The sequence below is a fragment of the Pseudogulbenkiania sp. NH8B genome, from assembly GCF_000283535.1.
Classification (GTDB): domain Bacteria; phylum Pseudomonadota; class Gammaproteobacteria; order Burkholderiales; family Chromobacteriaceae; genus Pseudogulbenkiania; species Pseudogulbenkiania ferrooxidans.
On sequence record NC_016002.1, the window covers coordinates 4,036,392 to 4,058,828 of the forward strand.

Genomic DNA, 22,437 nt, shown 5'->3' on the forward strand with positions numbered 1-22,437 from the left:
TTTTGTCTTTCCCTTCAGCCGGACGGAGATGACTCCGTCCGTATTGATCGATTTATCAGATTTTTAGAACCCGCTCACCGCGGCCAATGCCGGATGCGCCAGTACGAACCGTCTCCAGGATCACTGTGCGGTCGATCGCCTCGATAAAGGCATTCAGCTTGTCGCTCGTACCAGTCAGCTCGATGGTGTAAGTCTTTTCCGTCACGTCGATGATGCGACCGCGGAAGATATCCGCCATGCGCTTCATTTCTTCCCGGTCTTTGCCGGTAGCGCGCACCTTGATCAGCATCATCTCCCGTTCGATGTGCTCGGATTCGTTGAGGTCTATCACCTTGACCACCTCGATCAGCTTGTTGAGCTGCTTGGTGATCTGCTCGATAACGTCGTCGGAGCCGTGCGTGACGATCGTCATGCGCGACAGTGTCCGGTCCTCGGTCGTGGACACCGTCAGGGAGTCGATATTGTACGCCCGGGCCGAAAACAGGCCCACTACGCGGGAAAGAGCCCCCGCTTCATTCTCCAGAAGAATGGAAAGAATATGTCGCATTTGTCCGCCCTTCAATCAGCACAGGTTGCCGTAGTCGCGTTCGGCATCCGGCTCGTCGGTTTTCCTCATATGCGGCGGCAGATCCATTTCGTCCAGACCTTTGCCGTTGCCTATCATCGGGAACACGTTTTCCGACTGATCGGTACGGAAATCCAAGAACACCAGGCGTTCCTTCAGCGCCGGGCTGAAGGCTTCGCGCAGCACCGGCTCGACGTCGGCCGGATTCTCGATCTTGAAGCCGACGTGGCCGTAGGCCTCGGCGATCTTGACGAAATCCGGCAGCGCGTCCATGTACGACTCGGAGTAGCGCGTACCGTAGAAGAACTCCTGCCACTGGCGCACCATGCCCAGGTAACGGTTGTTCAGGCTGACGACCTTGACCGGGGTATGGTACTGCTTGGCGGTGGACAGCTCCTGGATATTCATTTGGATCGAGCCCTCGCCGGTGATGCAGGCGACGGCCTTGTCCGGGTTGGCCAGCTGGGCGCCGATGGCGGCCGGCAGGCCGAAGCCCATGGTGCCGAGGCCACCGGAGTTGAGCCACTGCTTGGGCCGGTCGAACTTGTAGTACTGCGCCGCCCACATCTGGTGCTGGCCGACGTCGGAGGTGATGATGGCATCGCCGCCGGTGATTTCGTACAGCTTTTCCACCACGTATTGCGGCTTGATCAGCTCGTTGGAGGGAGCATACAGCAGCGAATTGGGCGCGCGCCATTCCTCGATCTGCTTCCACCACGCCGCCAGCGCAACCGGATCGGGCTTCTTGCCGCTTTCCTTGAGCTGGTCGAGCATATCGCGCAGCACGTACTTGACGTCGCCGACGATAGGCACGTCGACCTTGACGCGCTTGGCGATGGAAGACGGATCGACGTCGATGTGGACGATCTTCTTCGGCTTGGACAGGAAGTGCGACGGCACGCTGATCACGCGGTCGTCGAAGCGGGCACCCACGGCAATCAGCACGTCACAGTTCTGCATTGCCATGTTGGCTTCGTAGGTACCGTGCATGCCGAGCATGCCGAGAAACTGCGGATCGCTGCCCGGATAGGCGCCCAGGCCCATCAGGGTGTTGGTACACGGCAGCCCGAGCGAGCGCACCAGTTCGGTGACTTCCTGCTCCGCCCCGCCCTGCACCGCGCCGCCGCCGACGTAGACGTAGGGGCGCTTGGCTTCCAGGAGCAGGTTGACGGCCTTGCGGATCTGGCCCGGATGGCCGCGCAGCACCGGCACGTAGGAGCGGATGCTGACGCTTTCCGGATAGTGGAACTCGGCCAGCTTCTGCGTCACATCCTTGGGGATGTCGACCACCACCGGACCGGGGCGACCGGTCTTGGCGATGTAGAACGCCTTCTTGATGGTTTCCGCCAGCTCGTTGATGTCCTTGACCAGGAAGTTGTGCTTCACGCACGGCCGGGTAATGCCGACCATGTCGACTTCCTGGAAGGCATCCAGACCGATGGCCGGCGTCGGCACCTGGCCAGACAACACGACCATCGGAATCGAGTCCATGTAGGCGGTGGCAATGCCGGTCACGGCATTGGTCGCGCCCGGACCGGAAGTGACCAGTGCCACGCCGACCTTGTCGCTGGAACGCGAGTAGGCGTCGGCGGCATGCACCGCTGCCTGCTCGTGCCGCACCAGAACATGCTTGAACTGGCTCTGCTTGAAGATGGCATCATAAATTTCTAGTACCGCGCCGCCGGGGTAGCCGAAAACGAACTCGACTCCTTCTTCCTGCAGGCAGCGGACTACGATCTCCGCGCCCGAAATCTGCATCGTTGCCTCTTTTATGTGGTGGTTTTGTCCCGTTATAGCCTCTGACCTTAGCGTATCTTGGAAAGACCGGTCAAGGGCTTTTGTGCACATGCAAAATCCACGCAAATCCAATGGTTAAGGCGCCCCCGGGGGCGGGTATCCGCCTCCATCGGGCTCTGCTACCATGGCGTTCTGACAGCGTGCTGAATGATCGCGCGCCCTTGCCCCGACCAACCATACCCGTTTTCGGCATGACATCTTCCCTGACCACCCCCGGCTTGACCCGTCGCCTGTGTTGCCTGCTGTACGAACTGTTGCTGATGCTGGCGGTGCTGCTGCTCGCCTCGGCCCTGTTCACCCCGCTCAAGGCCTGGCTTGGCGCCTCGTTCTGGCTCGAGCAGCTGTTCCGCCTGTTTCTGGCGGCGGCGCTGTTCGGTTATTTCGGCCTATCGTGGGTACGGCGCGGCCAGACCGTGGCGATGAAGACCTGGCGCATCAAGCTGGTGGGGCGCGACGGCGGGAGCGTGGGGTGGCCGCAGGCGCTGGGGCGCTATCTGGTGGCGCTGGCGCTGTTCGTCGGCCTGCCGCTGTTGAGCTACCTGGGCTGGGAGCGCGCCCTCGGCCACACGCCCGAGGCGCGCTGGCTGCCGCTGCTGTGGTGGCTGATTCCGTTCCTGGCGGCGTTCCACGACAAGGAGCGCCAATTCCTGCACGACCAGTTGGCCGGCACGCGCCAGGTCCTGCTACCGCCGCGCCAGAAGGCGTAACGCCGGGCAAGACCGGCCCCGCTCCACGATGCCAGGATACGGGCGGGGCCAGGACAAAACGCTTCGGCCAACCTTCAAAGGTTGGCCGAAGCGTTTTCGTTTCCTCACCCCGCCAAGCCGGCCCCGGGCTGCAGCAGCCGGCCCGCTACATAGGTGGCGGCGACGGCGCGGTCGTCGCCCAGGATCATCTGCACGAACAGCGCCTCCTCGATGTCCCGGACGTAGCGCATGCGAAAGTCGATCAGCGGGGTGGAACGCAGGTTGAGCACCACCAGGTCGGCCTCCAGCCCGACCTCGATCGACCCCACCTTATCCGCGATGCCGAGCGCCTCGGCGCTGCCGCGCGTGGCGAGGTAGAACGCCTGCGGTGCCGACAGCGCGACACCGTGCGTCTGCGCCGCCTCGTAGGCCGAGCGCATGGTCTGCAGCATCGAGAAGCTGGTACCGGCGCCCAGGTCGGTAGCCAGTCCGACCCGCACCGGGCGCGGCACAGCGCGGGCGCGGCGCAGGTCGAAGCTGCCGGAGCCAAGAAAGGCATTGGAGCTGGGGCAATGCGCCAGGCTGGCGCCGCTGTCGTAGAGCAGTTGCAATTCCTCGTCCGCCAGATGCACGCCGTGACCGTACACGGCGCGCGGCCGCAACAGGCCGTAACGCTGGTAGACCGCGGTGTAGTGCGGGGAGTCCGGGTGTAGCGACTTGACCCAGGCGATCTCGCCCGGCGTCTCCGCCAGGTGCGACTGGATCGCCATGTCGGGGTATTCCGCCGCCAGCGCCCCCAGCGCCTCCAACTGCGCCACCGACGAGGTCGGCGCGAAGCGCGGGGTGATGGCGTACTCGGCGCGGCCGCGGCGGTGCCAGCGTTCGATCAGCGCCTTGGACTCGGCGTAGGCGCGCTCGGCGTTGTCGAGCAGTTCGGCCGGGGCGTACTGGTCCATGCAGACCTTGCCGGCCAGCAGCCGCATCTGGCGCCGCTCGGCCGCCTCGAACAGGGCGTCGACGGAGTCCGGGTGGACGGTGCAGAACACCGCCGAACTGGTCACGCCGTGGCGCAGCTGCTCGGCGAGAAACACCTCGGCCACCTCGGCGGCGTGCGACTTGTCGGCGAACGCCTGCTCGGTGACGAAGGTGTAGTGGTTGAGCCAGTCGATCAGCTGCTCGCCGTAGGCGGCGATCATCTCGGTCTGCGGATAGTGCACGTGGCAATCGATGAAGCCGGGCAGGATCAGGTGGTCCGGGTAGTGGGTCACGGCGACGTCGGCGCCAAGCGCTGGCAGCAGCGTCGTCGCCGGCCCGGCGGCGGCGACGCTGCCCGCCTCGATCACCACCACGCCGTCCGACTCGTAGTACATGCCGGCCTCGACGCCGGCCAGCAGCGGGTCGCGGCGGAAGGTGAGCAGCGCCCCCCGTATGGCGGTTTTCATGCCGGGCTCCTTAGAACGTCATCCGTGCTTCATCATGGCAGTTCGTGCCGGCAGGCGCCCATGAAAAACGCCACCGGGCGGTGGCGTGCGGGAAGACGACTCAGTCCTGGGTGGCGCCCGACTCCAGCCGGGCGGTGCGTAGCGCCGCCGGCGGCTGCCACTGCCAATGGGCGCGCCAGGCGCCCAGCACCAGGTTGGGGTACTCCGGCCGGCCGAGGCTGCCGTTGTAACGTCCCAGCGCGCGGAACAGGTTGCCGCGCTCCAGGTCGAGGTAGTGGCGCAGGATGGTGCAGCCGTAGCGCAGGTTGGTGGTGAGCTCGAACAGGTTGTGCTCGCTGTTGCCGATGTGGCGCACCCAGAACGGCATCACCTGCATCAGCCCGCGCGCGCCGGCGCCGGAGATGGCGTACTTCTTGAAGCCGCTCTCGACCTGGATCAGCCCCAGCACCAGCTGCGGGTCGAGGCCGGCGCGGCTGGCCTCGTACTGGATGGCGGTGAGCAGGTGCTGGCGCATCCAGGCATCGGGGATGCGTTTTTCCAGGCGGCGCGACATCTCGGCGAGCCAGGCCTGGCCTTCGCGGGCGTCGTCGAACACCAGCCGCGGCGCATTGGCGTCGTTCACCGAGCGGCGCATCGCCGAGGCCACGTTGGCCGACAACGCTTCCTCGCGCTGCGCGCCGGCCCAGGCCGGCACCGCCGCGCACAGCGCCAGCGCCAGGAGAACGGCCCGTCCCTCGCGCCACGCTCCTGGTCTCAGCCGGCGTGCGAGCGCGCCGAACGGGCGACTCAGCGTCGTACGGCGCGGCCGGCAAGGCGAGACGGCGGAACGAGCGGCAGCAGGCATCACTTACCCAGTTTGGCTAGCACATGCTCCAGAATAGCATCGACGGCCATGCCAGTGGCTTCGCTGTCGCGGCGGTGCTGGTATTCCACCTTGCCTTCTTTCAGGCCGCGATCGCCGATGGTGACGCGGTGCGGCACGCCGATCAGTTCCCAGTCGGCGAACATCGCGCCCGGGCGCTCGCCACGGTCGTCGAGGATGACGTCCACGCCGTTGGCGACGAGATCGGCGTAGAGCTGGTCGGCGGCGGCCTTGACCTCGGCCGAGCGGTCGTAGCCGACCGGGCACAGCACCACGGTGAACGGTGCGATGGCGTCCGGCCAGATGATGCCCTTGGCGTCGAAGTTCTGCTCGATGGCGGCGCCCAGGATACGGGTCACGCCGATGCCGTAACAGCCCATCTCGAAGAACTTGGGCTTGCCGTCTTCATCGAGGAAGGTGGCGTTCATCGCCTGGGAGTACTTGGTGCCGAGGTAGAACACGTGGCCGACCTCGATGCCGCGCTCGATAGCCAGCACGCCCTTGCCGTCCGGGCTCGGGTCGCCGGCCACCACGTTGCGGATGTCGGCGACGATCGGTTCCGGGCAGTCGCGGCCGAAGTTGACGCCGGTGAAGTGCTGGTCGTCCTCGTTGGCGCCGGTGATCATGTCGGCCATCTTGGCCACGGTGCGGTCGGCGTAGACCTTGCCCGGGAAGTTGACCGGACCGAGCGAGCCCGGGTTGGCACCGAAGGAGGCTCGGATGGCGTCCGGGCTGGCGAAGGTGAGCGGGCTCTTCACCCCATCCAGCTTGCCGGCCTTGACCTCGTTCAGTTCGTGGTCGCCACGCACCAAGAGCAGCACCGGCTGGCCGTCTTCGCCGTCGCCGTCCACCACGATGGCCTTGACGGTCTGTTTGATGTCGGCCTTGAGGAAGTCCACCAGGTCGGCGATGGTCTTGACCTTCGGGGTGTACACCTTTTCCATGGCGGCACCCGGCGCCGGACGCTCGCCAGCCGGAGCCACGGCTTCGGCCAACTCGATGTTGGCGGCGTAGTCGGAGTCCGGGCAGTAGATGATGGCGTCCTCGCCGGTGGCGGCGATCACCTGGAATTCGTGCGAGCGGTCGCCGCCGATGGCGCCGGTGTCGGCCGCCACGGCGCGGTAGGTCAGGCCGATGCGGTCGAAGATCTTGCAGTAGGCAGCGTACATGTTGTCGTAGCTGACGCCGGCGGCGTCGGCGCTGCGGTCGAAGGAGTAGGCGTCCTTCATGGTGAATTCACGGCCGCGCATCACGCCGAAACGCGGGCGGCGCTCGTCGCGGAACTTGGTCTGGATCTGGTAGAAGTTCTTCGGCAACGCGCGGTAGCTCTTCAGATCGCCGCGGATCAGGTCGGTGACGACTTCCTCGGAGGTCGGCTGGATCACGAAGTCGCGCTCGTGGCGGTCCTTGAAGCGCAGCATTTCCTCGCCCATGGTGTCCCAGCGCCCGGTTTCCTGCCACAGCCCGGCCGGCTGCACGATCGGCATGATCACCTCGATGGCGCCGGCGCGGTTCATTTCCTCGCGCACGATCGCTTCCACCTTGCGCAGGCTCTTGAGCCCCATCGGCATCCACGAGTAGATGCCGGCGGCGGCCTTGCGGATGAAGCCGGCGCGCAGCATCAGTTTCTGGCTGACGATGTCGGCGTCGGCGGGAGCTTCTTTCAGGGTGGAGATGAAAAACTGCGAGGCGCGCATGGCGGGATGTCCTTGGAAATTCCGATAAATGGCATTGATTGTAGCGGTTTGCGCCGCCCGGGGGGAAGCGGCGCGCCGCTCCCGAGCGCCGCCGGCCCTGGCGCCGTTTCCCGGCCTGTGGCAGGCTCCCGACAGAATCCCCGGCACGCCGGGACAATTACCGGCCTGCTCTTTGCACTGTCACGGCACAGGAGTAAGCTTCGCGCTCGTTGACCATCTACCGCACTGCAGCAACCTTCCGCGCAACACGGCTTGCTGCCATAAAAACGGCAAAAAAACAGACCATTATGCAAGCACACAGCAAGCAGGCGCTGGCGGGCATCACACTCGCCGCACTGGGCGTGGTGTACGGCGATATCGGCACCAGCCCGCTCTATACCCTTAAAGAATGTTTTGCTGGCCACCTCGGCCTCGCCCCCAGCCCGGAAAATGTGCTCGGCATCCTGTCGCTTATTTTCTGGGCACTGATCATGGTGGTCTCGGTCAAGTACCTTTCCTTCGTGCTGCGCGCCGACAACCGGGGCGAAGGTGGCATCCTGACCCTGATGGCGCTGGCCAAGCGGCACGTGCCGGGCAAGACCGGCTGGCTGCTGCTGGTCATGGGGTTGATGGGCGGCGGCTTCTTCTACGGCGAGGTCGTGATTACCCCTGCCATCTCGGTACTATCCGCGATCGAAGGGCTGGAGGTGATGACCCCGACGCTGGAGCCTTACGTGATGCCGATTTCGATCACGGTGTTGGTCGCGTTGTTCCTGATCCAGCGCCACGGTACCGCCAGTGTCGGCAAACTGTTCGGCCCGGTGATGCTGATCTGGTTTGCCGTGCTGGGCCTGCTCGGCGTGCTCAGCATCGCCGACAACCCGACCGTGCTGGAGGCCATTTATCCCAGCCATGCCTTCGCTTTCATGGATCACCACAAGAAACTCGGCTTTTTGGCGCTGGGTTCGGTTGTCCTGGCCATTACTGGCGCCGAGGCGCTGTACGCCGACATGGGCCACTTCGGCAAAAAGCCGATTCGCCTGGCCTGGTTCAGCTTCGTGCTGCCGGCACTGCTGCTCAATTATTTCGGCCAGGGCGCCCTGATTCTGGCCGACCCCAAGACCGTCGCCAATCCGTTCTTCCACCTGGCTCCGGACTGGGCGCTGTTCCCGCTGGTGATCCTCTCCGCGCTCGCCACGGTGATCGCCTCGCAGGCGGTCATTTCCGGCGTGTTCTCGCTGACACGCCAGGCAGTCCAGTTGGGCTTCATGCCGCGTCTGGACATTCAGCACACCTCGGATATGGAAATCGGCCAGATCTATATTCCCCTGGTCAACTGGGCGCTGTTGACAGCGGTGATCGTGGTCGTGCTGACCTTCCAGTCGTCCAGCCATCTGGCCGCCGCCTACGGCATTGCCGTGACGGGCACCATGGTCATCACCGCCATTCTGTCGTGCACCGTGGCGATGAGGAATTGGGGTTGGCCGAAGGCGCTGGTGCTGACCATCCTCGTCGGCTTCCTGTGCATCGACATTCCGCTCTTCGCCGCCAACGCGCTCAAGCTGTTCGCCGGCGGCTGGCTGCCGCTCGTGATCGGTCTGGGCGCCTTCACCCTGATGAGCACTTGGAAGCGTGGCCGCGAAATCCTGCAAGAGCGGCTGATGGAGCATGCCATTCCGCTCGACAGCTTCGTCGAGAACATGGAGTCGTTCCCGCCCAGCCGGGTGCAGGGCACGGCGGTGTTCCTGACCAGCACGCTGCAAGGGGTGCCGCACGCGCTGTTGCACAACCTGAAGCACAACAAGGTGCTGCACGAGCGCATCGTGCTGCTGACCATCCACGGCGAGGAGGTCCCCTATGTCAGCCAACAGGAAAGAGTGACCGTCACCCGCCTGTCGAATTCGTTCTGGCAGGTCGAGGCGTTCTACGGCTTCAAGGAGACACCGAACGTGCAGGACATCCTCGACCTGTGCGCCCGGCAGGGCCTGGAATTCGAGGTGATGGATACCTCGTTCTTCCTGTCGCGCGAGACGCTGCTTTCCACCGCGCGTCCGGGCATGGCGCGCTGGCGCGAGCAGCTGTTCGTGTGGATGAGCAAGAACGCGCTGAGGGCCACCGACTTCTTCCACATCCCGACCAACCGCGTGGTGGAGCTGGGTGCGCAGATCGAGCTGTAGTGCCCCTCCTCTCCGGACACACAAAACGGCCGCTCAGCGGCCGTTTTGCATGCACCGGATTAATCAAAAATAAAACCCATAGAGCCATCCCAGTAGGCGAGCGAGCCAAGGCAGGTTGAGCGCCGCCAGCGCACAGGAACCGGAATGTACTCAAAGTACATGAGGATTCCGCATCGCTGAGCCAATCTCTGCGTGCCAATCTTCGATTGGCTCAGCGATGGATTCGCACGCAGTCTGCCGGCGCTCAAGAGGCGAAGGCGCAGCCGTCTAATGGGATAGGCGCTCACTCGGCCGGCAGGTCCACCAGTCGTCTCAGCCGCGCCCAGTCGAAGAACGGGCCGGGATCGGTCTTGCGCCCCGGCGCGATGTGTTCGTGGCCGGTCATGCCGGCCAGACCCAGTTGCTGCTTGAGCAGGCGCGCCAGCGCGATCAGGGTACGGTACTGGGCATCGGCGAACGGCTCGAAGTCGCAGCCCTCCAGCTCCACTCCGAGCGAGAAATCGTTGCAGCGCTCGCGCCCGCGCCAGCTCGACACCCCGGCGTGCCAGGCGCGCTCGGTGACCGGGACGAACTGCACCAGCTCGCCGTCGCGGCGGATGAAGAAATGCGCCGAGACGCGCAAGTGGTGGATGGTGGCGTAGTAGGGGTGCGCCGCGGGGTCGAGGCTGTTGGTGAACAGCTGTTCCACGCCCGGCCCGCCGTAGCGGTACGGCGGCAGGCTGATGTTGTGCACCACCAGCAGTTCCGTCGCCACCCCGGCGGCGCGCGCGTCGCGGTTGGGCGAGGGGCAGCGGCGCGCCTCGGGTACCCAGCCCGCCGCGTCGAGCGACAGCGCCGGCAGCGCCGCCTCGTCGGGCGGGCGGCGGTAGCCCAGCCGCCACAGCGCCAGCCCACCCGGCGTGTGCCAGCGCTGCTCCGGCACGAAGCCGGCCTTGCCGTAGAGGCGCAGCGCCGCGGCGTTGCCCTCGGCGGTATCCACCGTGACGCGCGGCGCGAGCGCCAGCAGCGCGTTCACCAGGCGGTAGCCCCAGCCCTGGCCGAAATGGGCGGGATCGACCACGATGCGCTGGATATGCACGCCGTCGCCCTCCTCCTCGTACACCAGCAGGCCGCGCAGCTCGGCACCCTCGAACGCGGCGAGCTGGCGATAGGGGCAGGCCGTCACCGCCGCCGCGCCGTCCCACAGCAGCGGCAGGTCGGGCGGTTCGCCGAGCCACGCCAGTTCCACGCGGTGGGCCGCCAGCTGCAGGCGGAACGCGGCTTCCGCCAAACCAGGCTCGGCCAGATCGGGAGGGCGTACGACGAAGGGTTGGTCCATGGGAAGACTCTTGGTAACGAGCGGGAGACGCGGCGCCACCGCCGGGCGCACACCCCGTCATTGTGGTGCAGAAGCACGGCGCCGGCCAGCCTGCCCGGCGTTTCTTGAGCGCGGTCATGGCCCCGCGCAGCGGGCTCGGGCACACTGGGTGCCTGCCATCCCACCAGGACCCCGCCATGCTGCGACTCGACAACCTCGGCCAGAACGCCGCCCCCAGCTTCGACGCGCCGCTGGAGATGCTCGGTGCCTGCCACGACAAGGTGCGCCACTTCTGCAGCCTGCTCGACAAGTTGCCCGGCTACCTCGCCGCACAGGGCGTCACCCCGGCGCTGCAGAGCTCGGTGGCGGGCATCCTGCGTTACTTCGACGTGGCCGGCCCAGCGCACCACGCCGACGAGGAAGACGAGCTGTTCCCGCTGCTGCGCCAGCGCCTGCCCGATACCGACACGCCGCTGGCGCGACTGGCGGCCGATCACGTCATGTTCGGCCAACGTTGGCAGGTGTTGCGGCGGCAACTGCTGGCACTGCAGGACGGCTCGGCAACGCGGGTCGACGCCGAAGCCATCCACGCCTTCACCACGCATTATCGCAGCCATGCCCAGCTGGAGGAGGACTGGCTGTTTCCGCTGGTCGCCGCCACCTTGAGCGAGGACGAACTGCGCCAGGCCGGGCAGCGCATGGCGGCGCGGCGGCAGCAGCCGGGCTGAGGCTTCGGCCAACCTTTTCCAACAAAAAAAACGGGATGGTGCGCCATCCCGTTTTTTTGTTGATTAGGCCCGCGGGCGTGGAGTCCCTCCCAGTAGGCGAGCGAGCCAAAGCAGGTTGAGCGCCGCCAGCGCACAGGACCCGGAATGTACATAGAGTACATGAGGATTCCGCATCGCTGGGCGCATCAGAGATGCGCACGCAGTCTGCCGGCGCTCAAGATGCGAAGGCGCAGCCGCCTAATGGCGAGACGCTCAGGCGGTCAGCTCCAGCAGCGCCTGATACGACTCGACGAACAGCTTGAGGCCGTCCTGCTGCAGCTTGTCGCCGACGGCGGCCAGGTCGATGCCGGAGGCGCCGACGCGGTGCAGCGTCATCATGGCATCCTCGAGGGCGCGCGGCAGGGTCTCGGCGGCCGCGCCATGATCGCGGAACGCCGCTAGCGTGGCGTCCGGCACGGTGTTGACGGTTTCCTGGCCGATCAGGCTCTCGACGTACAGCACGTCGGAGTAGGCGGCATTCTTGGTGCCGGTGCTGGCCCACAGCAGGTACTGCGGACGCGCCCCGGCGGCGCGCAGCGCGGCGAATTCGGCGCCGTGGAAACGCTGCCGGTAGCGCGCGTAGGCCGCCTTGGCCAGCGCCACCGCCACCTTGCCCTGCAGTTCCGGCGCCAGCTGCGCATCGAGCAGGCTGTCGACGCGCGACAGGAAGAAGCTCGCCACCGCCTTGACCGGCTTGACGTCGTTGCCGTCCTCCAGGCGCTGCTGCAGGCCGGCGAGATAACCGTCCCACACCGCCTCGACCTGGGGCAGGCTGAACAGCAGCGTGATGTTGACGTTGACGCCCTCGCGCGTCAGCGTGCGCAGCGCTTCCACCCCGGCGGCGGTAGCCGGAATCTTGATCATCAGGTTGGGTCGGGCCACCACCTGCCACAGCCGGCGCGCCGCGGCCAGGGTGCCGGCGGCGTCGTTGGCCAACAGCGGCGACACTTCCAGGCTGACGTAGCCGTCGTCGCCGGCACTGGCGTGGTACTGCGGCGCCAGCAGGTCGCAGGCGGCCTGAATGTCCGGGATCACCAGCGCCTCGTAGCACTGCTCGGCGTCGAGAGCGCGCAGTTTCAGTGCGGCCAGGTCTTCCTGATAGCGCGGATCGCTGGCGATGGCCTTGTGGAAGATGGTCGGGTTGGAGGTCACGCCGGCGATGCCGTCTTCCTCCACCAGGCGCGCCAGGGTGCCGGAGGCCAGCAGTTCACGCGACAGGTTGTCCAGCCAGATACGTTGGCCGAAGGGACGGATGGCTTGCAGGCGGTTCATGGCGTACTTCCCGGTTGGTTGAGGGATGATCGATGACAACAGGAAGATCATCTTAGCGCGGCACGGCGGCCCGCGCCAAGGACAGGATCGAGCGCTCAGGCCGCTTCCGGCTCGGCCATCTGCGAGCGGTTGAACACCACGCTGAAGGTGCTGCCGCGCTCCGGCTCGCTGTGCACCTCGAGGCGCGCCTGGTGGCGCGCCACCACGTGCTTGACGATGGCGAGGCCGAGCCCGGTGCCGCCGTTGCCGCGCGAGCGGCCGCGGTCGACGCGGTAGAAGCGCTCGGTGAGGCGCGGGATGTGTTCGCGCGGGATGCCGATGCCGCTGTCCTTGACCGAGAACACCAGCTTCTCGCCTTCCTCCTTCCAACACAGCGTGACGTCGCCGCCGTCCGGGGTGTAGCGCACCGCGTTGGACACCAGGTTGCCGAACGCCGAGTGCAGCTCCTGGACATTGCCCCACAGCCACAGCGGCGTGTCGCGCTGCAGCCGGATCTGATGACGCCCTTGCGACAGGCCTTCGGCTTCGACCATCAGCGTGTCGAGCAATTCGCTCATGTTGACCTTCTCGTTGGCGGCGTTCTTCGGGCTGTTCTCCAGCCGCGACAGGATCAGCAGATCCTCCACCAGGCTCTGCATGCGGCGCGACTGCTCCATCATCATCGGCAGGAACTGGCGCAGCAGCGCCGGGTTGTCCGGCATGTCGGAGAGCGTCTCGAGGAAGCCGCCGATCACCGTCAACGGCGTGCGCAGCTCGTGCGAGACGTTGGCGACGAAGTCGCGGTGCACCGTCTGCACCCGCTCCAGCTGGGTGATGTCGCGCGACAGGATCAGCTTGCGGGTGGAGTCGAACGGCACCAGCTGGATGCTCAGCACCCGCTCGTTGGGCTGGGAGGAACGCAGGATCAAGGGCTGGCTGAAACTGTCCGCCTTCATGTAGGCGTTGAACGCCGGCTGGCGGATCAGGTTGAAAATCTGGTTGCCGACATCGCGCTTGCGGTCGAGTCCGAAGTGCTCCACCGCCATCGGGTTGAGCCACTCGATGCGGTCGTGCTCGTCCAGCACCACCACGCCGTCCGGCATCGCCTCGCCGGCGTTGATGAAGCGCTCCACGGTCTTGGTCAGCTTGCGCTTGCTCTGGCTTTGCATCTTGCTCTGCCGGTAGAGCGTGATGAACACCGTGTGCCAGGCACCGAAACCGTCCGGCACGCGTTCGGCCGAGGGGTGCTGCAGCCAGCGCAGCAGCAGCGCCAGGTGATAGAGATGGAAGGCCAACCAGCCGCCCAGGCCGATGCTCAGCACCAGCAGGGCGTCGAGCGCGCCGGAGGCCCACCAGAACCCCAGTCCGAGCAGCACGATGGCCACCAGCCAGAGCAGTGTACGCTGTGCAAATTCGCGCAAAAAAGCCTACCTCACTGTTGCGTGGAGAAGCGGTAGCCGGTGCCGCGCACGGTCTGGATCAGGCCATCGTGCCCGGTCGCTTCCAGCGAGCTGCGCAGGCGGCGGATATGCACGTCGACGGTGCGCTCCTCGACGAACACGTGGTCGCCCCACACCTGGTCGAGCAGCTGCGCGCGCGAGTGCACCCGTTCCGGGTGGGTCATGAAGAAGTGCAGCAGGCGGAATTCGGTCGGGCCGAGGTCGATCGGATTGCCATCGGTGCTGACGCGGTGCGTCGCCGGATCGAGCCGCAGGCCCTTGACCTCGACCGCGTCGTCGGTCATTTGCGGCGCACGGCGGCGCAGCACCGCCTTGATGCGCGCCAACAGCTCGCGCGGCGAGAACGGCTTGGTGATGTAGTCGTCGGCGCCGGTTTCCAGCCCGACGATCTTGTCCTGTTCGTCGGAGCGCGCGGTCAGCATGATGATCGGCACCTGGCGCGTGCGCTCGTCGGCGCGCAGGCGTTTGGCGATGTCGATGCCGGAGCCGCCGGGCAGCATCCAGTCCAGCAGCACCAGGTCCGGCAAGGCATTCTTGACCAGCATCAGCGCGGCCTCGGCGGTGCTGGCGCGCAGCACATGGTGGCCGGCCTGGGTCAGGTTGAACGCTATCAGTTCCTGAATGGCCGGTTCGTCTTCAACGAGCAGAATGTTCGCAGGCATGATGATCCATTGGCAGAGAGTCTGCCCAGAGGATAAGAAGCGGGGATTACAGAAATATGACATTTCCCGGGAAATGCCAAGTCACGGTAACAAAGTCGGGGGAAACAGGCAAAAAAACAGGCCTGTCGCAAGACAGGCCTTGAAGGATCGTCGTCAATACTAAAGAGAAATGACTTGAGACCGGGGACAAAGAGATCACCAGAACAGCGACCGCTCCCGACGCATCGGGCACACCTCGGGGGGTCCACGTATCCAGTCCAAGGAGCGTGCCGCCGTCCCGCGGGACCGCAGCGTGCTGCCTCATCACGGGACGTATTGTACGTAGGCTGGGGGGCCGAATTAATAAGAAAACCGTCGATTTACCGGGGTATAATTTTCGTTTCAACGCATATTTCCGGCTAACGCCTTCGAATCCAAAGTGGACAAATTCGATCACAAGATTCTCGCCGCACTGCACGAAAATGCCCGTCTCAGCTTCGCCGAGCTGGCACGACGGGTGAACCTGTCGGCCCCCGCGGTGGCCGACCGCGTCGACAAGCTGGAGCGCGCCGGCATCATCACCGGCTACCACGTCGGGGTCGACCTGGCGCGGCTGGGCTTTCCGATCCAGTGCGTGATCGAGCTGACGGTGAAACACCTGGAGTTCTACGCCGTGCTGGAGAAACTCAAGGACGTGCCGGGCATCGTGTCGTGCGAGTCGATCACCGGCAGCAGCGGGCTGTTGCTGAAGGTGGCGGTGGACACGATGGCGGCATTGCAGACGCTGATCGCCGAGCTGATGCAGTACGGCGACACCAAGACCTCGATCGTCATCGACACCCCGATCACGCCGCGCCTGCCGCCGCTGCCGGTGGACTAGGCCGGGCGCGGCTCGGCCTTCTTCCAGCCGATCAGCACCACGCCCGCCACGATCACCACCAGCGCGCCCAGCTCCTGGCGGCCGACCTGCTCGCCGAGGAACAGCACGCCCAGCAGCACGGCGATCACCGGGTTGACGTAGGCGTAGCTGGTGGCGGTGGCCGGGCTGACGTTGGCCAGGAGATAGAGATAGGCGCTGTAGGCGATCAGCGAGCCGAACACCACCAGGTAACCCAGCGCCAGCCAGCCTTCGAAGGTCGGCACCGCCGCCAGGCGCTCGCCGCTCGCCACGCTGGCCAGCAGCAGCGCCACGCCGCCCATCAGCATCATCATGGCGCTCGCCATCAGTCCGCCCGGCTGCGGCAGGTGCTTGCTCCAGGCCGAGCCGAGCGCCCAGCCGGCGCAGGCCAGCAACAGCAGGATGCCGCCCAGCGGGCTCAGCGACAGGCTGCTGCCCATGTTGAGCAGCGCGATGCCGGCCAGGCCCAGCCCCATGCCGGCCCACTCCAGCGGGCGGGTGCGCTGCCCGAACAGCCGGGCGCACAAGGTGGTGAACAGCGGCACCGTCGCCACCATCAGCGCCGCCACGCCAGACGACACGCTCTTCTGCGCCACCGTCACCAGACCGTTGCCCATGCCCGGCATCAGCACGCCGAGCAGGGTGGAGCTGCCGAGCTGGCGCCAGTTCGGCAAGGCCTCGCCGCGCCACAGCAGAAACGACGCCAGCACGGTGCCGGCGATCACGAAGCGCACCCCGGCCATCAACAGCGGTGGCCACGAGTCGACGGCGACGTGGATGGCGAAGTAGGTCGAGCCCCAGATCAGGTAGAGCGACAGCAGGGCGGCAAGGGTAAGAGGAGGCACGCGGCGCGGGGACATGGCAGGACATCGCATCGGAAACAGGCTGACATCATCCCACTGCCGGCACGAAATACAAGGCAGGTGGACGCGACAAGACTGTTCGCTCAGGCGAACAGTGGCTTCGGCCAACCTTGGCGGCCTGGCCGAAGCCGTTATCGCGGGCGGGTTCTCAGCGCGTGGCGAGACGCTGCAGGATGTTGGAGAACTCTTCCATGAAGGTGTCGAAGCGCGACGCCAGGCGGTCGACGTCGGCGGCGAAGCGGTTGTACGCCACCACCGCCGGAATCGCCGCGAACAGGCCGATGGCGGTGGCCACCAGCGCCTCGGCGATACCCGGCGCCACCGTCGACAGCGTCGCCTGGCCGGCGTTACCGAGGCCGATGAAGGCGTGCATGATGCCCCACACCGTGCCGAACAGGCCGATGTAGGGGCTCACCGAACCGACCGTGGCGAGGAACGAGGTGTGGCTGTCGAGGCGGTCGAGCTCGCGCTGGGCGGCGGCGCGCATGGCACGGCGTGCCCCGTCCATGATGTCGGACAGCTCGGCGCCGCTACGGCCGCGCTGCTTGAGGAACTCGGCGAAGCCGGACTGGAAGATACGCTCCATGCCGACGGTGTCGCCCTGCTGGCGTGCATCCTCGTACAGCCGGTTGAGGTCGGTGCCGCCCCAGAAATTCTGCTCGAAGCTTTCGCTGTGGCGCCGTGCCGAGCGCAGCGTGCCGAGCTTGCTGATGATCAGCGTCCACGACAGCACCGACAGCAGCGCCAGCCCCAGCATGACCAGTTGCACCACCAGGCTGGCGTTCAGGATCAGGCTCATGAAAGAAATCGGTTGCAAAGCTAGTTCCTCGTTACAAACGGCGCGTGCGCTTCAGCGCAGCACGCGGCCGGTTTCAAAATCGATGATGGTGGAGGGACGGCGGCTGCCGCCGATGCGTCCCGGCAACGTCAAGACCGCGGCACCGAAGGCGCGGCGGCAGGCTTGTGCGGTTTTCAGCGACGTCTGCCCGGCGCGGTTGGCCGAGGTCGACACCAGCGCCGTCCCCAGCGCGCGGCACAGCGCCGCCGCCTCGCCGTGCGCGGTCACCCGCACCGCGATCTTGTCGTGCCGCCCGCGCAGCAGTGGCGAGACACGCGGCGAGGCCGGCAGCAAAAAGGTATAGGGACCAGGCCAGTAGCGGGCAAGTTCCGCCTCCTGCTCAACCGACAGCGGGCGGATCAGCGGACGCACCTGCGCCAGCGAGGCGGCAATCACGATCAGGCCCTTGTGGTTGGGGCGTGCCTTAAGCGCCAGCACGCGGCGGATCGCTGCAACATTGAACGGATCGCACCCCAGGCCGAAACAGGATTCGGTGGAATAGGCCAGCACGCCGCCCTGCTGCAGCACGGCCCTGGCTCTCCGCAACAGCGCAACGGCGGGCAGGCGCGGCAAGGCCCGGCGCCCACGCGGCGGGGTAAGAGGACGACTCATGACGATGGGGGTGACGACAAAAGCGCCATTCTAGCAGAGCCGCCGCCGCCCCGGCGGCGGTGTCCCGCAAAACCCGGCCGCGTCAATGCAGGTAGCGGTCGACGATCTTCTGTATCACGCCTTCCTCGCGCATACCGCCGAGGCTGGCGTTGAGCTTCTGGATCAGCGCGTCGTCGGTGGACTTGTTGCAGGCAAGATAGAGCTGCACCGTCTTGAAGGTGAGCACCGGGTGGATGCCGACCTGCTTCTGCTGTGCCGCGAGATACGCGCCCTGATACTTGCCGGTGGCCCAGTAGTCGATGCGGCCGTCGGCCAGCTTGCGCATGTTGAGCATGTCGGCGGGCACCAGTTCGACGCGGTAGCCGTTGCTCATCAGGAACTGGGCGGTGGCATCGCCGACGTAGCCGCCCAAGAGGTAGGGGCGGACGTCTTCCAGTGCACGCACCGGGCGCGTGTCGTCGTTGCGCGCGAACAGCACCCAGGGGTTGTCGACCAGCGGTCCGACCCACTTGAACTGCGCCTCGCGATCCTCGCTGCGGGTGGTGGAGTAGACGCAGGTGGCGGGATTGTCGCGCGCGTTGGTGAAGGCCCACACCCACTGCTGCAGCTCGATGGTGTAGGGCACGCGGGCGCGTTTCATCATCTCGCGCACGACATCGGTCGACAATCCCACCACGCTGCCGTTCTTGGCGCTCATGTTGTAGGGAGGGTACGACTCGGTGAGCACGCGCAAGGGTTTGGGAGCGGCGCCGGCATGGCCGGACAGGGCGAACAGCGCACACAGGGCGGCGATCAGGTAGCGACGGGCCATGATAAGCTCCTGTTTCCACGGATGATTCAGTATGGCCCATGGCGCGGCGCTGCCAATGAAAAACGGCACCCGAGGGTGCCGTCTAATGCCTTGGAGCAGGTATGGCTTGTGAAAGAAACCCTCCCACGAGGATTCCCTGTGCTCAGGGCCGCGGCGCCAAAGCCGGTTCGCCCCAAAGAGGCGAGTAACGATGCCGCCGTACACATGGTGCGGCGAGCATCACAGGGCCGGGATTGGAGCGTGCCGTCGCTTTATCCACAAGCGCACCGTTCTCAGCCGCGCCGGTGCAACGCCTTGCTGCCGATGTCGCGACGCAGCTGCTTGCCGGCGAAGCGGATCTGGTCGGCCACGGCGTAGGCCTTGCCCTGCGCCATGCGCACGCTGTCGCCCAGGCCCACCACGCACAGCACGCGGCCGCCGTTGGTGACCACGCGGCCTTCGCCGTCGAACGCCGTACCGGCGTGGAACACCACGGCGTCGTCGCTGGCCTTGGACAGGCCGTCGATCAGGTCGCCCTTGCGCGGGCTTTCCGGGTAGCCTTCGGCCGCCAGCACCACGCCCAGCGCCACGCGCCGGTCCCACTCGGCCTCGACGCGGTCGAGCTGGCCGTTGACGCCGGCCTCGAGCAGCACGGTGAAGTCGGACTTCAGGCGCGCCATGATCGGCTGGGTTTCCGGGTCGCCGAAGCGGCAGTTGAACTCGATGGTGAACGGGTTGCCGTCCTGGTCGATCATCAGCCCAGCGTAGAGGAAGCCGGTGTACTCGTGACCGTCCTTCTTCATGCCCTGCACCGTCGGCAGGATGATCTCGCGCATCACGCGCGCGTGCACGTCCGGGGTCACCACCGGGGCCGGGCTGTAGGCGCCCATGCCGCCGGTGTTGGGGCCCTCGTCGTTGTCCTTGAGGCGCTTGTGGTCCTGGCTGGTGGCCATGGCCAGCACGTGCTCGCCGTCGACCATGACGATGAAGCTGGCTTCCTCGCCTTCCAGGAAGTCCTCGATCACCACGCGGGCACCGGCGCTGCCCATCTTGTTGCCGACCAGCATGTCGTCGATGGCGGCGTGCGCTTCGTCCAGCGTCAGCGCCACCACCACGCCCTTGCCGGCGGCCAGACCGTCGGCCTTGATCACGATCGGCGCACCCTTGCCGTCGACGTAGGCGTGCGCCGCGGCGGCGTCGGTGAAGGTCTCGTAGCCGGCGGTGGGAATGCCGTGGCGCTTCATGAACGCCTTGGCGAAGTCCTTGGAGCTTTCCAGCTGCGCGGCGTACTGGGTCGGGCCGAAGATCTTCAGCCCTTCGGCGCGGAAGGCGTCGACCACGCCGGCGGCCAGCGGCGCTTCCGGACCAACCACGGTGAGCTCGATCTTCTCCTGCTTGACGAAGGCGATCAGCTCCGGAATCGCGCTGATCGCCACGTTGGTCAGGTGCGGGTCGAGTTCGGTGCCGGCGTTGCCGGGCGCGACGAATACCTTGGACACGCGCGGCGACTTGGCGATACGCCAGGCCAGGGCGTGTTCGCGCCCGCCGGAACCGATAACCATCACTTTCATCTGTGTTTCCTCAATCTTTCAATGACGGTGCCCGGACCAGGCCGGGCACACTCAAAAACCGTAACGGGCGAACAGGAAGACCACGTTGCCGTTGCCTTTGCCGCCGGGGATGTAGGTCCCCATCAACGCCAGCCGCTTGTACTGCACCGACGCCAGCGGCAGCACGCCCGGCACCGGGAAGTAATGCAGGGTGTCCGAGCGCGAGGTGAGGAAGGCGGTGAAACCGAGCCCGGCCTGCCAGTTCTCGCTGAAGTGGTGCAGGCTCTGGTAGGCGTAGCCGGCGATCGGCTCGGGATCGTTGTGCGAATCGAGAAAGGCCATGGCGTAGAGGCCGTGCCAGTCGCCGTCGTCGTCGACCAGGCCGCGCCCCAGGCCGAAACCCCAGGCCTGTTCGTTGAACGAGTTGATCTTCTCCGGCCGGTAGGCGCTGCGCAGATGGTAGGCGTAGCCGGGCAGGTAGACCTCGCCCTGCCCTTGTTGCCACACCTGATCGACGCGGCGACAGGCCGCGTCGAGCCAGCCATCGCCGTCACTGCAGCCCCAGGCCGGGACGGCGCTGGCCAGCAGCAGGGTGAACAGGATGGGGCGGCTCATGGTGGTCATGTGAGGCCGAAGCGCGCTTCGGCCAACCTTTCTCGTGGTTCGCCGCGCTCAGTGGCGGAAGTGGCGCACACCGGTCAGCACCATGGCGATGCCATGCTCGTCGGCGGCGGCGAACACTTCCTCGTCGCGCATCGAACCGCCCGGCTGGATGATGGCCTTGATGCCCTGCTCGGCGATGACGTCGATGCCGTCGCGGAACGGGAAGAAGGCGTCCGACGAGGCCACCGCGCCCTGCAGCGTCAGGCCGGCGTCCTGGGCCTTGCGCGCGGCGATGCGGGTGGAGTCGACACGGCTCATCTGGCCGGCGCCGATGCCGGCGGTCTGGCCATTCTTGCAGAACACGATGGCGTTGGACTTGACGTACTTGGCGACGCGCCAGGCGAACAGCAGGTCGCTCATTTCCTGCTCGGTCGGGGCGCGCTTGGTCACCACCTTGAGCTCGTCCAGGCCGACGTTGCGGATGTCCGGGGTCTGCACCAGCACGCCGCCGCCGACACGCTTCAGTTCAAAGCGGTTGGCGCCGGCTTCCAGCGGGATCTCCAGCACGCGCACGTTCTTCTTGGCGGCGATGACGGCCTTGGCCTCGTCGCTGAAGGCCGGGGCGATCAGCACTTCGAGGAACTGGCCGGTCACGGCTTCCACGGTTTCGGCGTCGACCGGGCGGTTGAAGGCGATGATGCCGCCGAAGGCCGAGGTGGTGTCGGTGGCGAAGGCCAGGCGGTAGGCGGTGAGCGGATCGGCCGCCACGGCCACGCCGCACGGGTTGGCGTGCTTGACGATGACGCAGGCCGGCTGCTCGAAGGTCTTCACCGCTTCCCACGCCGCGTCGGAATCGGCGATGTTGTTGTAGGACAGTTCCTTGCCCTGCAGCTGGCGGTAGTTGGCGATGGAGCCGGCGGCCGGGTCGAGGTCGCGGTAGAAGGCGGCGGCCTGGTGCGGGTTCTCGCCGTAGCGCATGTCCTGCACCTTGACGAACTGGGTGTTCAGGCGGTTCGGGAAGGCGGTGCGTTCCGGCACCCCGGCCAGCGAGCCGGCGGCCAGGCTGGTCAGGTAGTTGGAGATGGCGCCGTCGTAGGCCGCGGTGTGGGTGAACGCCTTCTTGGCCAGCTCGAAGCGGGTGGCCTTGGACAGCTGGCCGTCGTTGGCCTTCAGTTCGTCGGCCAGGGTGGTGTAGTCGGCCGCGTCGGTGACGATGGCGACGTGCGCCCAGTTCTTGGCGGCGGAGCGCACCATGGTCGGACCGCCGATGTCGATGTTCTCGATGGCGTCTTCCAGCGGGCAGTCCGGGTTGGCGATGGTGGCTTCGAACGGGTACAGGTTGACGCACACCAGGTCGATGTTGCCGATGCCGTGTTCGGCCATCTTGGCCACGTGCTCGGGCAGATCGCGTCGGCCGAGGATGCCGCCGTGCACTTTCGGATGCAGCGTCTTGACGCGGCCGTCCAGCATCTCGGGGAAGCCGGTGTAGTCGGACACTTCGGTCACCGGCACGCCGGCTTCGGCCAGCAGCTTGGCGGTGCCGCCGGTCGACAGGATATGCACGCCGAAGCCGGCCAGGGTCTGGGCGAATTCGAGAACGCCGGTCTTGTCGGAAACGCTGATCAGCGCACGTTCGATCTTGGTCATCGTTAATCTACCACT

Annotated in this window: 20 protein-coding genes and 1 pseudogene; 4 read left to right on the forward strand and 17 right to left on the reverse strand. The window is 66.2% G+C overall.

Features of this window, described 5'->3' with window-relative positions; genetic code table 11:
• Positions 1 to 55: 55 nt before the first annotated feature.
• Together ilvN and ilvB are read right to left on the reverse strand one after the other, a co-directional pair.
• Positions 56 to 547 carry an acetolactate synthase small subunit gene (ilvN, locus tag NH8B_RS18705; RefSeq protein WP_008952097.1) on the reverse strand — a complete coding sequence of 164 codons (492 nt, stop codon included), beginning with the start codon at positions 545 to 547 and terminating at the stop codon, positions 56 to 58.
• Between the two features lie 15 nt (positions 548 to 562).
• Complete coding sequence (gene ilvB, locus NH8B_RS18710; protein WP_014088645.1) at positions 563 to 2,323, reverse strand: biosynthetic-type acetolactate synthase large subunit; 1,761 nt, start codon at positions 2,321 to 2,323, stop codon at positions 563 to 565.
• Positions 2,324 to 2,553: 230 nt separating this feature from the next.
• Here ilvB and NH8B_RS18715 point away from each other — a divergent pair, with 230 nt between their 5' ends.
• Positions 2,554 to 3,069: an RDD family protein gene (locus NH8B_RS18715; protein WP_008952095.1), complete on the forward strand. Its 516-nt coding sequence runs from the start codon at positions 2,554 to 2,556 to the stop codon at positions 3,067 to 3,069.
• Between the two features lie 104 nt (positions 3,070 to 3,173).
• On the opposite strand, the gene guaD is transcribed toward NH8B_RS18715, so the two are convergent.
• The 3 genes from guaD to NH8B_RS18730 all read right to left on the reverse strand — a co-directional run bounded on the left by guaD (position 3,174) and on the right by NH8B_RS18730 (position 7,049).
• Complete coding sequence (gene guaD / locus NH8B_RS18720; protein ID WP_014088646.1) at positions 3,174 to 4,490, reverse strand: guanine deaminase; 1,317 nt, start codon at positions 4,488 to 4,490, stop codon at positions 3,174 to 3,176.
• 100 nt (positions 4,491 to 4,590) lie between these two features.
• Entirely contained in the window at positions 4,591 to 5,334 is a 744-nt protein-coding gene (locus NH8B_RS18725) for a lytic transglycosylase domain-containing protein (RefSeq protein ID WP_232503503.1), read from the reverse strand.
• Positions 5,334 to 7,049 (reverse strand): proline--tRNA ligase, encoded by a 1,716-nt coding sequence (locus tag NH8B_RS18730; RefSeq protein ID WP_014088648.1) that lies wholly within the window; start codon positions 7,047 to 7,049, stop codon positions 5,334 to 5,336. The genes NH8B_RS18725 and NH8B_RS18730 overlap by 1 nt, the downstream gene beginning before the upstream one ends.
• Positions 7,050 to 7,336: 287 nt before the next feature.
• Between NH8B_RS18730 and kup the strand changes: the two genes are divergently transcribed.
• Positions 7,337 to 9,205 (forward strand): low affinity potassium transporter Kup, encoded by a 1,869-nt coding sequence (gene kup / locus NH8B_RS18735; protein ID WP_014088649.1) that lies wholly within the window; start codon positions 7,337 to 7,339, stop codon positions 9,203 to 9,205.
• 283 nt (positions 9,206 to 9,488) lie between these two features.
• On the opposite strand, the gene ampD is transcribed toward kup, so the two are convergent.
• Positions 9,489 to 10,037 (reverse strand): 1,6-anhydro-N-acetylmuramyl-L-alanine amidase AmpD, encoded by a 549-nt coding sequence (gene ampD, locus NH8B_RS21245; protein WP_232503576.1) that lies wholly within the window; start codon positions 10,035 to 10,037, stop codon positions 9,489 to 9,491.
• An 87-nt stretch (positions 10,038 to 10,124) separates the two neighbouring features.
• A pseudogene (locus tag NH8B_RS21250) lies at positions 10,125 to 10,523 on the reverse strand (GNAT family N-acetyltransferase); the annotation flags it as partial.
• A gap of 176 nt (positions 10,524 to 10,699) precedes the next feature.
• On the opposite strand from NH8B_RS21250, the gene NH8B_RS18745 reads away from it, so the two are divergent.
• Positions 10,700 to 11,230 carry a hemerythrin domain-containing protein gene (locus tag NH8B_RS18745; RefSeq protein WP_014088651.1) on the forward strand — a complete coding sequence of 177 codons (531 nt, stop codon included), beginning with the start codon at positions 10,700 to 10,702 and terminating at the stop codon, positions 11,228 to 11,230.
• 252 nt (positions 11,231 to 11,482) lie between these two features.
• Here NH8B_RS18745 and tal read toward each other — a convergent pair whose 3' ends face one another.
• From tal to phoB, 3 genes are all read right to left on the reverse strand, one after another.
• Positions 11,483 to 12,541, reverse strand: coding sequence for a transaldolase (gene tal, locus NH8B_RS18750; RefSeq protein ID WP_014088652.1), 1,059 nt, complete (start codon positions 12,539 to 12,541; stop codon positions 11,483 to 11,485).
• Between the two features lie 95 nt (positions 12,542 to 12,636).
• Entirely contained in the window at positions 12,637 to 13,941 is a 1,305-nt protein-coding gene (gene phoR / locus NH8B_RS18755) for a phosphate regulon sensor histidine kinase PhoR (RefSeq protein ID WP_014088653.1), read from the reverse strand.
• A gap of 11 nt (positions 13,942 to 13,952) precedes the next feature.
• A complete protein-coding gene (gene phoB, locus NH8B_RS18760) occupies positions 13,953 to 14,645 on the reverse strand; it encodes a phosphate regulon transcriptional regulator PhoB (RefSeq protein ID WP_367180136.1) in 693 nt (230 codons plus the stop codon).
• 415 nt (positions 14,646 to 15,060) lie between these two features.
• Between phoB and NH8B_RS18765 the strand changes: the two genes are divergently transcribed.
• Positions 15,061 to 15,501, forward strand: a complete 441-nt coding sequence (locus NH8B_RS18765; RefSeq protein WP_014088654.1) for an Lrp/AsnC family transcriptional regulator — start codon at positions 15,061 to 15,063, stop codon at positions 15,499 to 15,501.
• On the opposite strand, the gene yedA is transcribed toward NH8B_RS18765, so the two are convergent.
• From yedA to purH, 7 genes are all read right to left on the reverse strand, one after another.
• Positions 15,498 to 16,379, reverse strand: a complete 882-nt coding sequence (yedA, locus tag NH8B_RS18770) for a drug/metabolite exporter YedA (RefSeq protein WP_014088655.1) — start codon at positions 16,377 to 16,379, stop codon at positions 15,498 to 15,500. The genes NH8B_RS18765 and yedA overlap by 4 nt on opposite strands.
• A 151-nt stretch (positions 16,380 to 16,530) precedes the next feature.
• A complete protein-coding gene (gene tolQ / locus NH8B_RS18775) occupies positions 16,531 to 17,190 on the reverse strand; it encodes a protein TolQ (protein ID WP_369751191.1) in 660 nt (219 codons plus the stop codon).
• A 42-nt stretch (positions 17,191 to 17,232) separates the two neighbouring features.
• The gene (locus NH8B_RS18780) at positions 17,233 to 17,748 is read right to left on the reverse strand and encodes an L-threonylcarbamoyladenylate synthase (protein WP_014088657.1); all 516 of its coding nucleotides are present in this window, start codon (positions 17,746 to 17,748) and stop codon (positions 17,233 to 17,235) included.
• A 166-nt stretch (positions 17,749 to 17,914) separates the two neighbouring features.
• Entirely contained in the window at positions 17,915 to 18,643 is a 729-nt protein-coding gene (locus NH8B_RS18785; protein WP_014088658.1) for a substrate-binding periplasmic protein, read from the reverse strand.
• A 272-nt stretch (positions 18,644 to 18,915) separates the two neighbouring features.
• On the reverse strand, positions 18,916 to 20,193 hold the full coding sequence (gene purD / locus NH8B_RS18790) for a phosphoribosylamine--glycine ligase (RefSeq protein WP_014088659.1): 1,278 nt from the start codon (positions 20,191 to 20,193) through the stop codon (positions 18,916 to 18,918).
• Between the two features lie 51 nt (positions 20,194 to 20,244).
• Positions 20,245 to 20,787: a lipid IV(A) palmitoyltransferase PagP gene (gene pagP / locus NH8B_RS18795; protein ID WP_232503504.1), complete on the reverse strand. Its 543-nt coding sequence runs from the start codon at positions 20,785 to 20,787 to the stop codon at positions 20,245 to 20,247.
• Between the two features lie 57 nt (positions 20,788 to 20,844).
• Entirely contained in the window at positions 20,845 to 22,422 is a 1,578-nt protein-coding gene (gene purH, locus NH8B_RS18800; protein ID WP_014088661.1) for a bifunctional phosphoribosylaminoimidazolecarboxamide formyltransferase/IMP cyclohydrolase, read from the reverse strand.
• Positions 22,423 to 22,437: the final 15 nt, after the last annotated feature.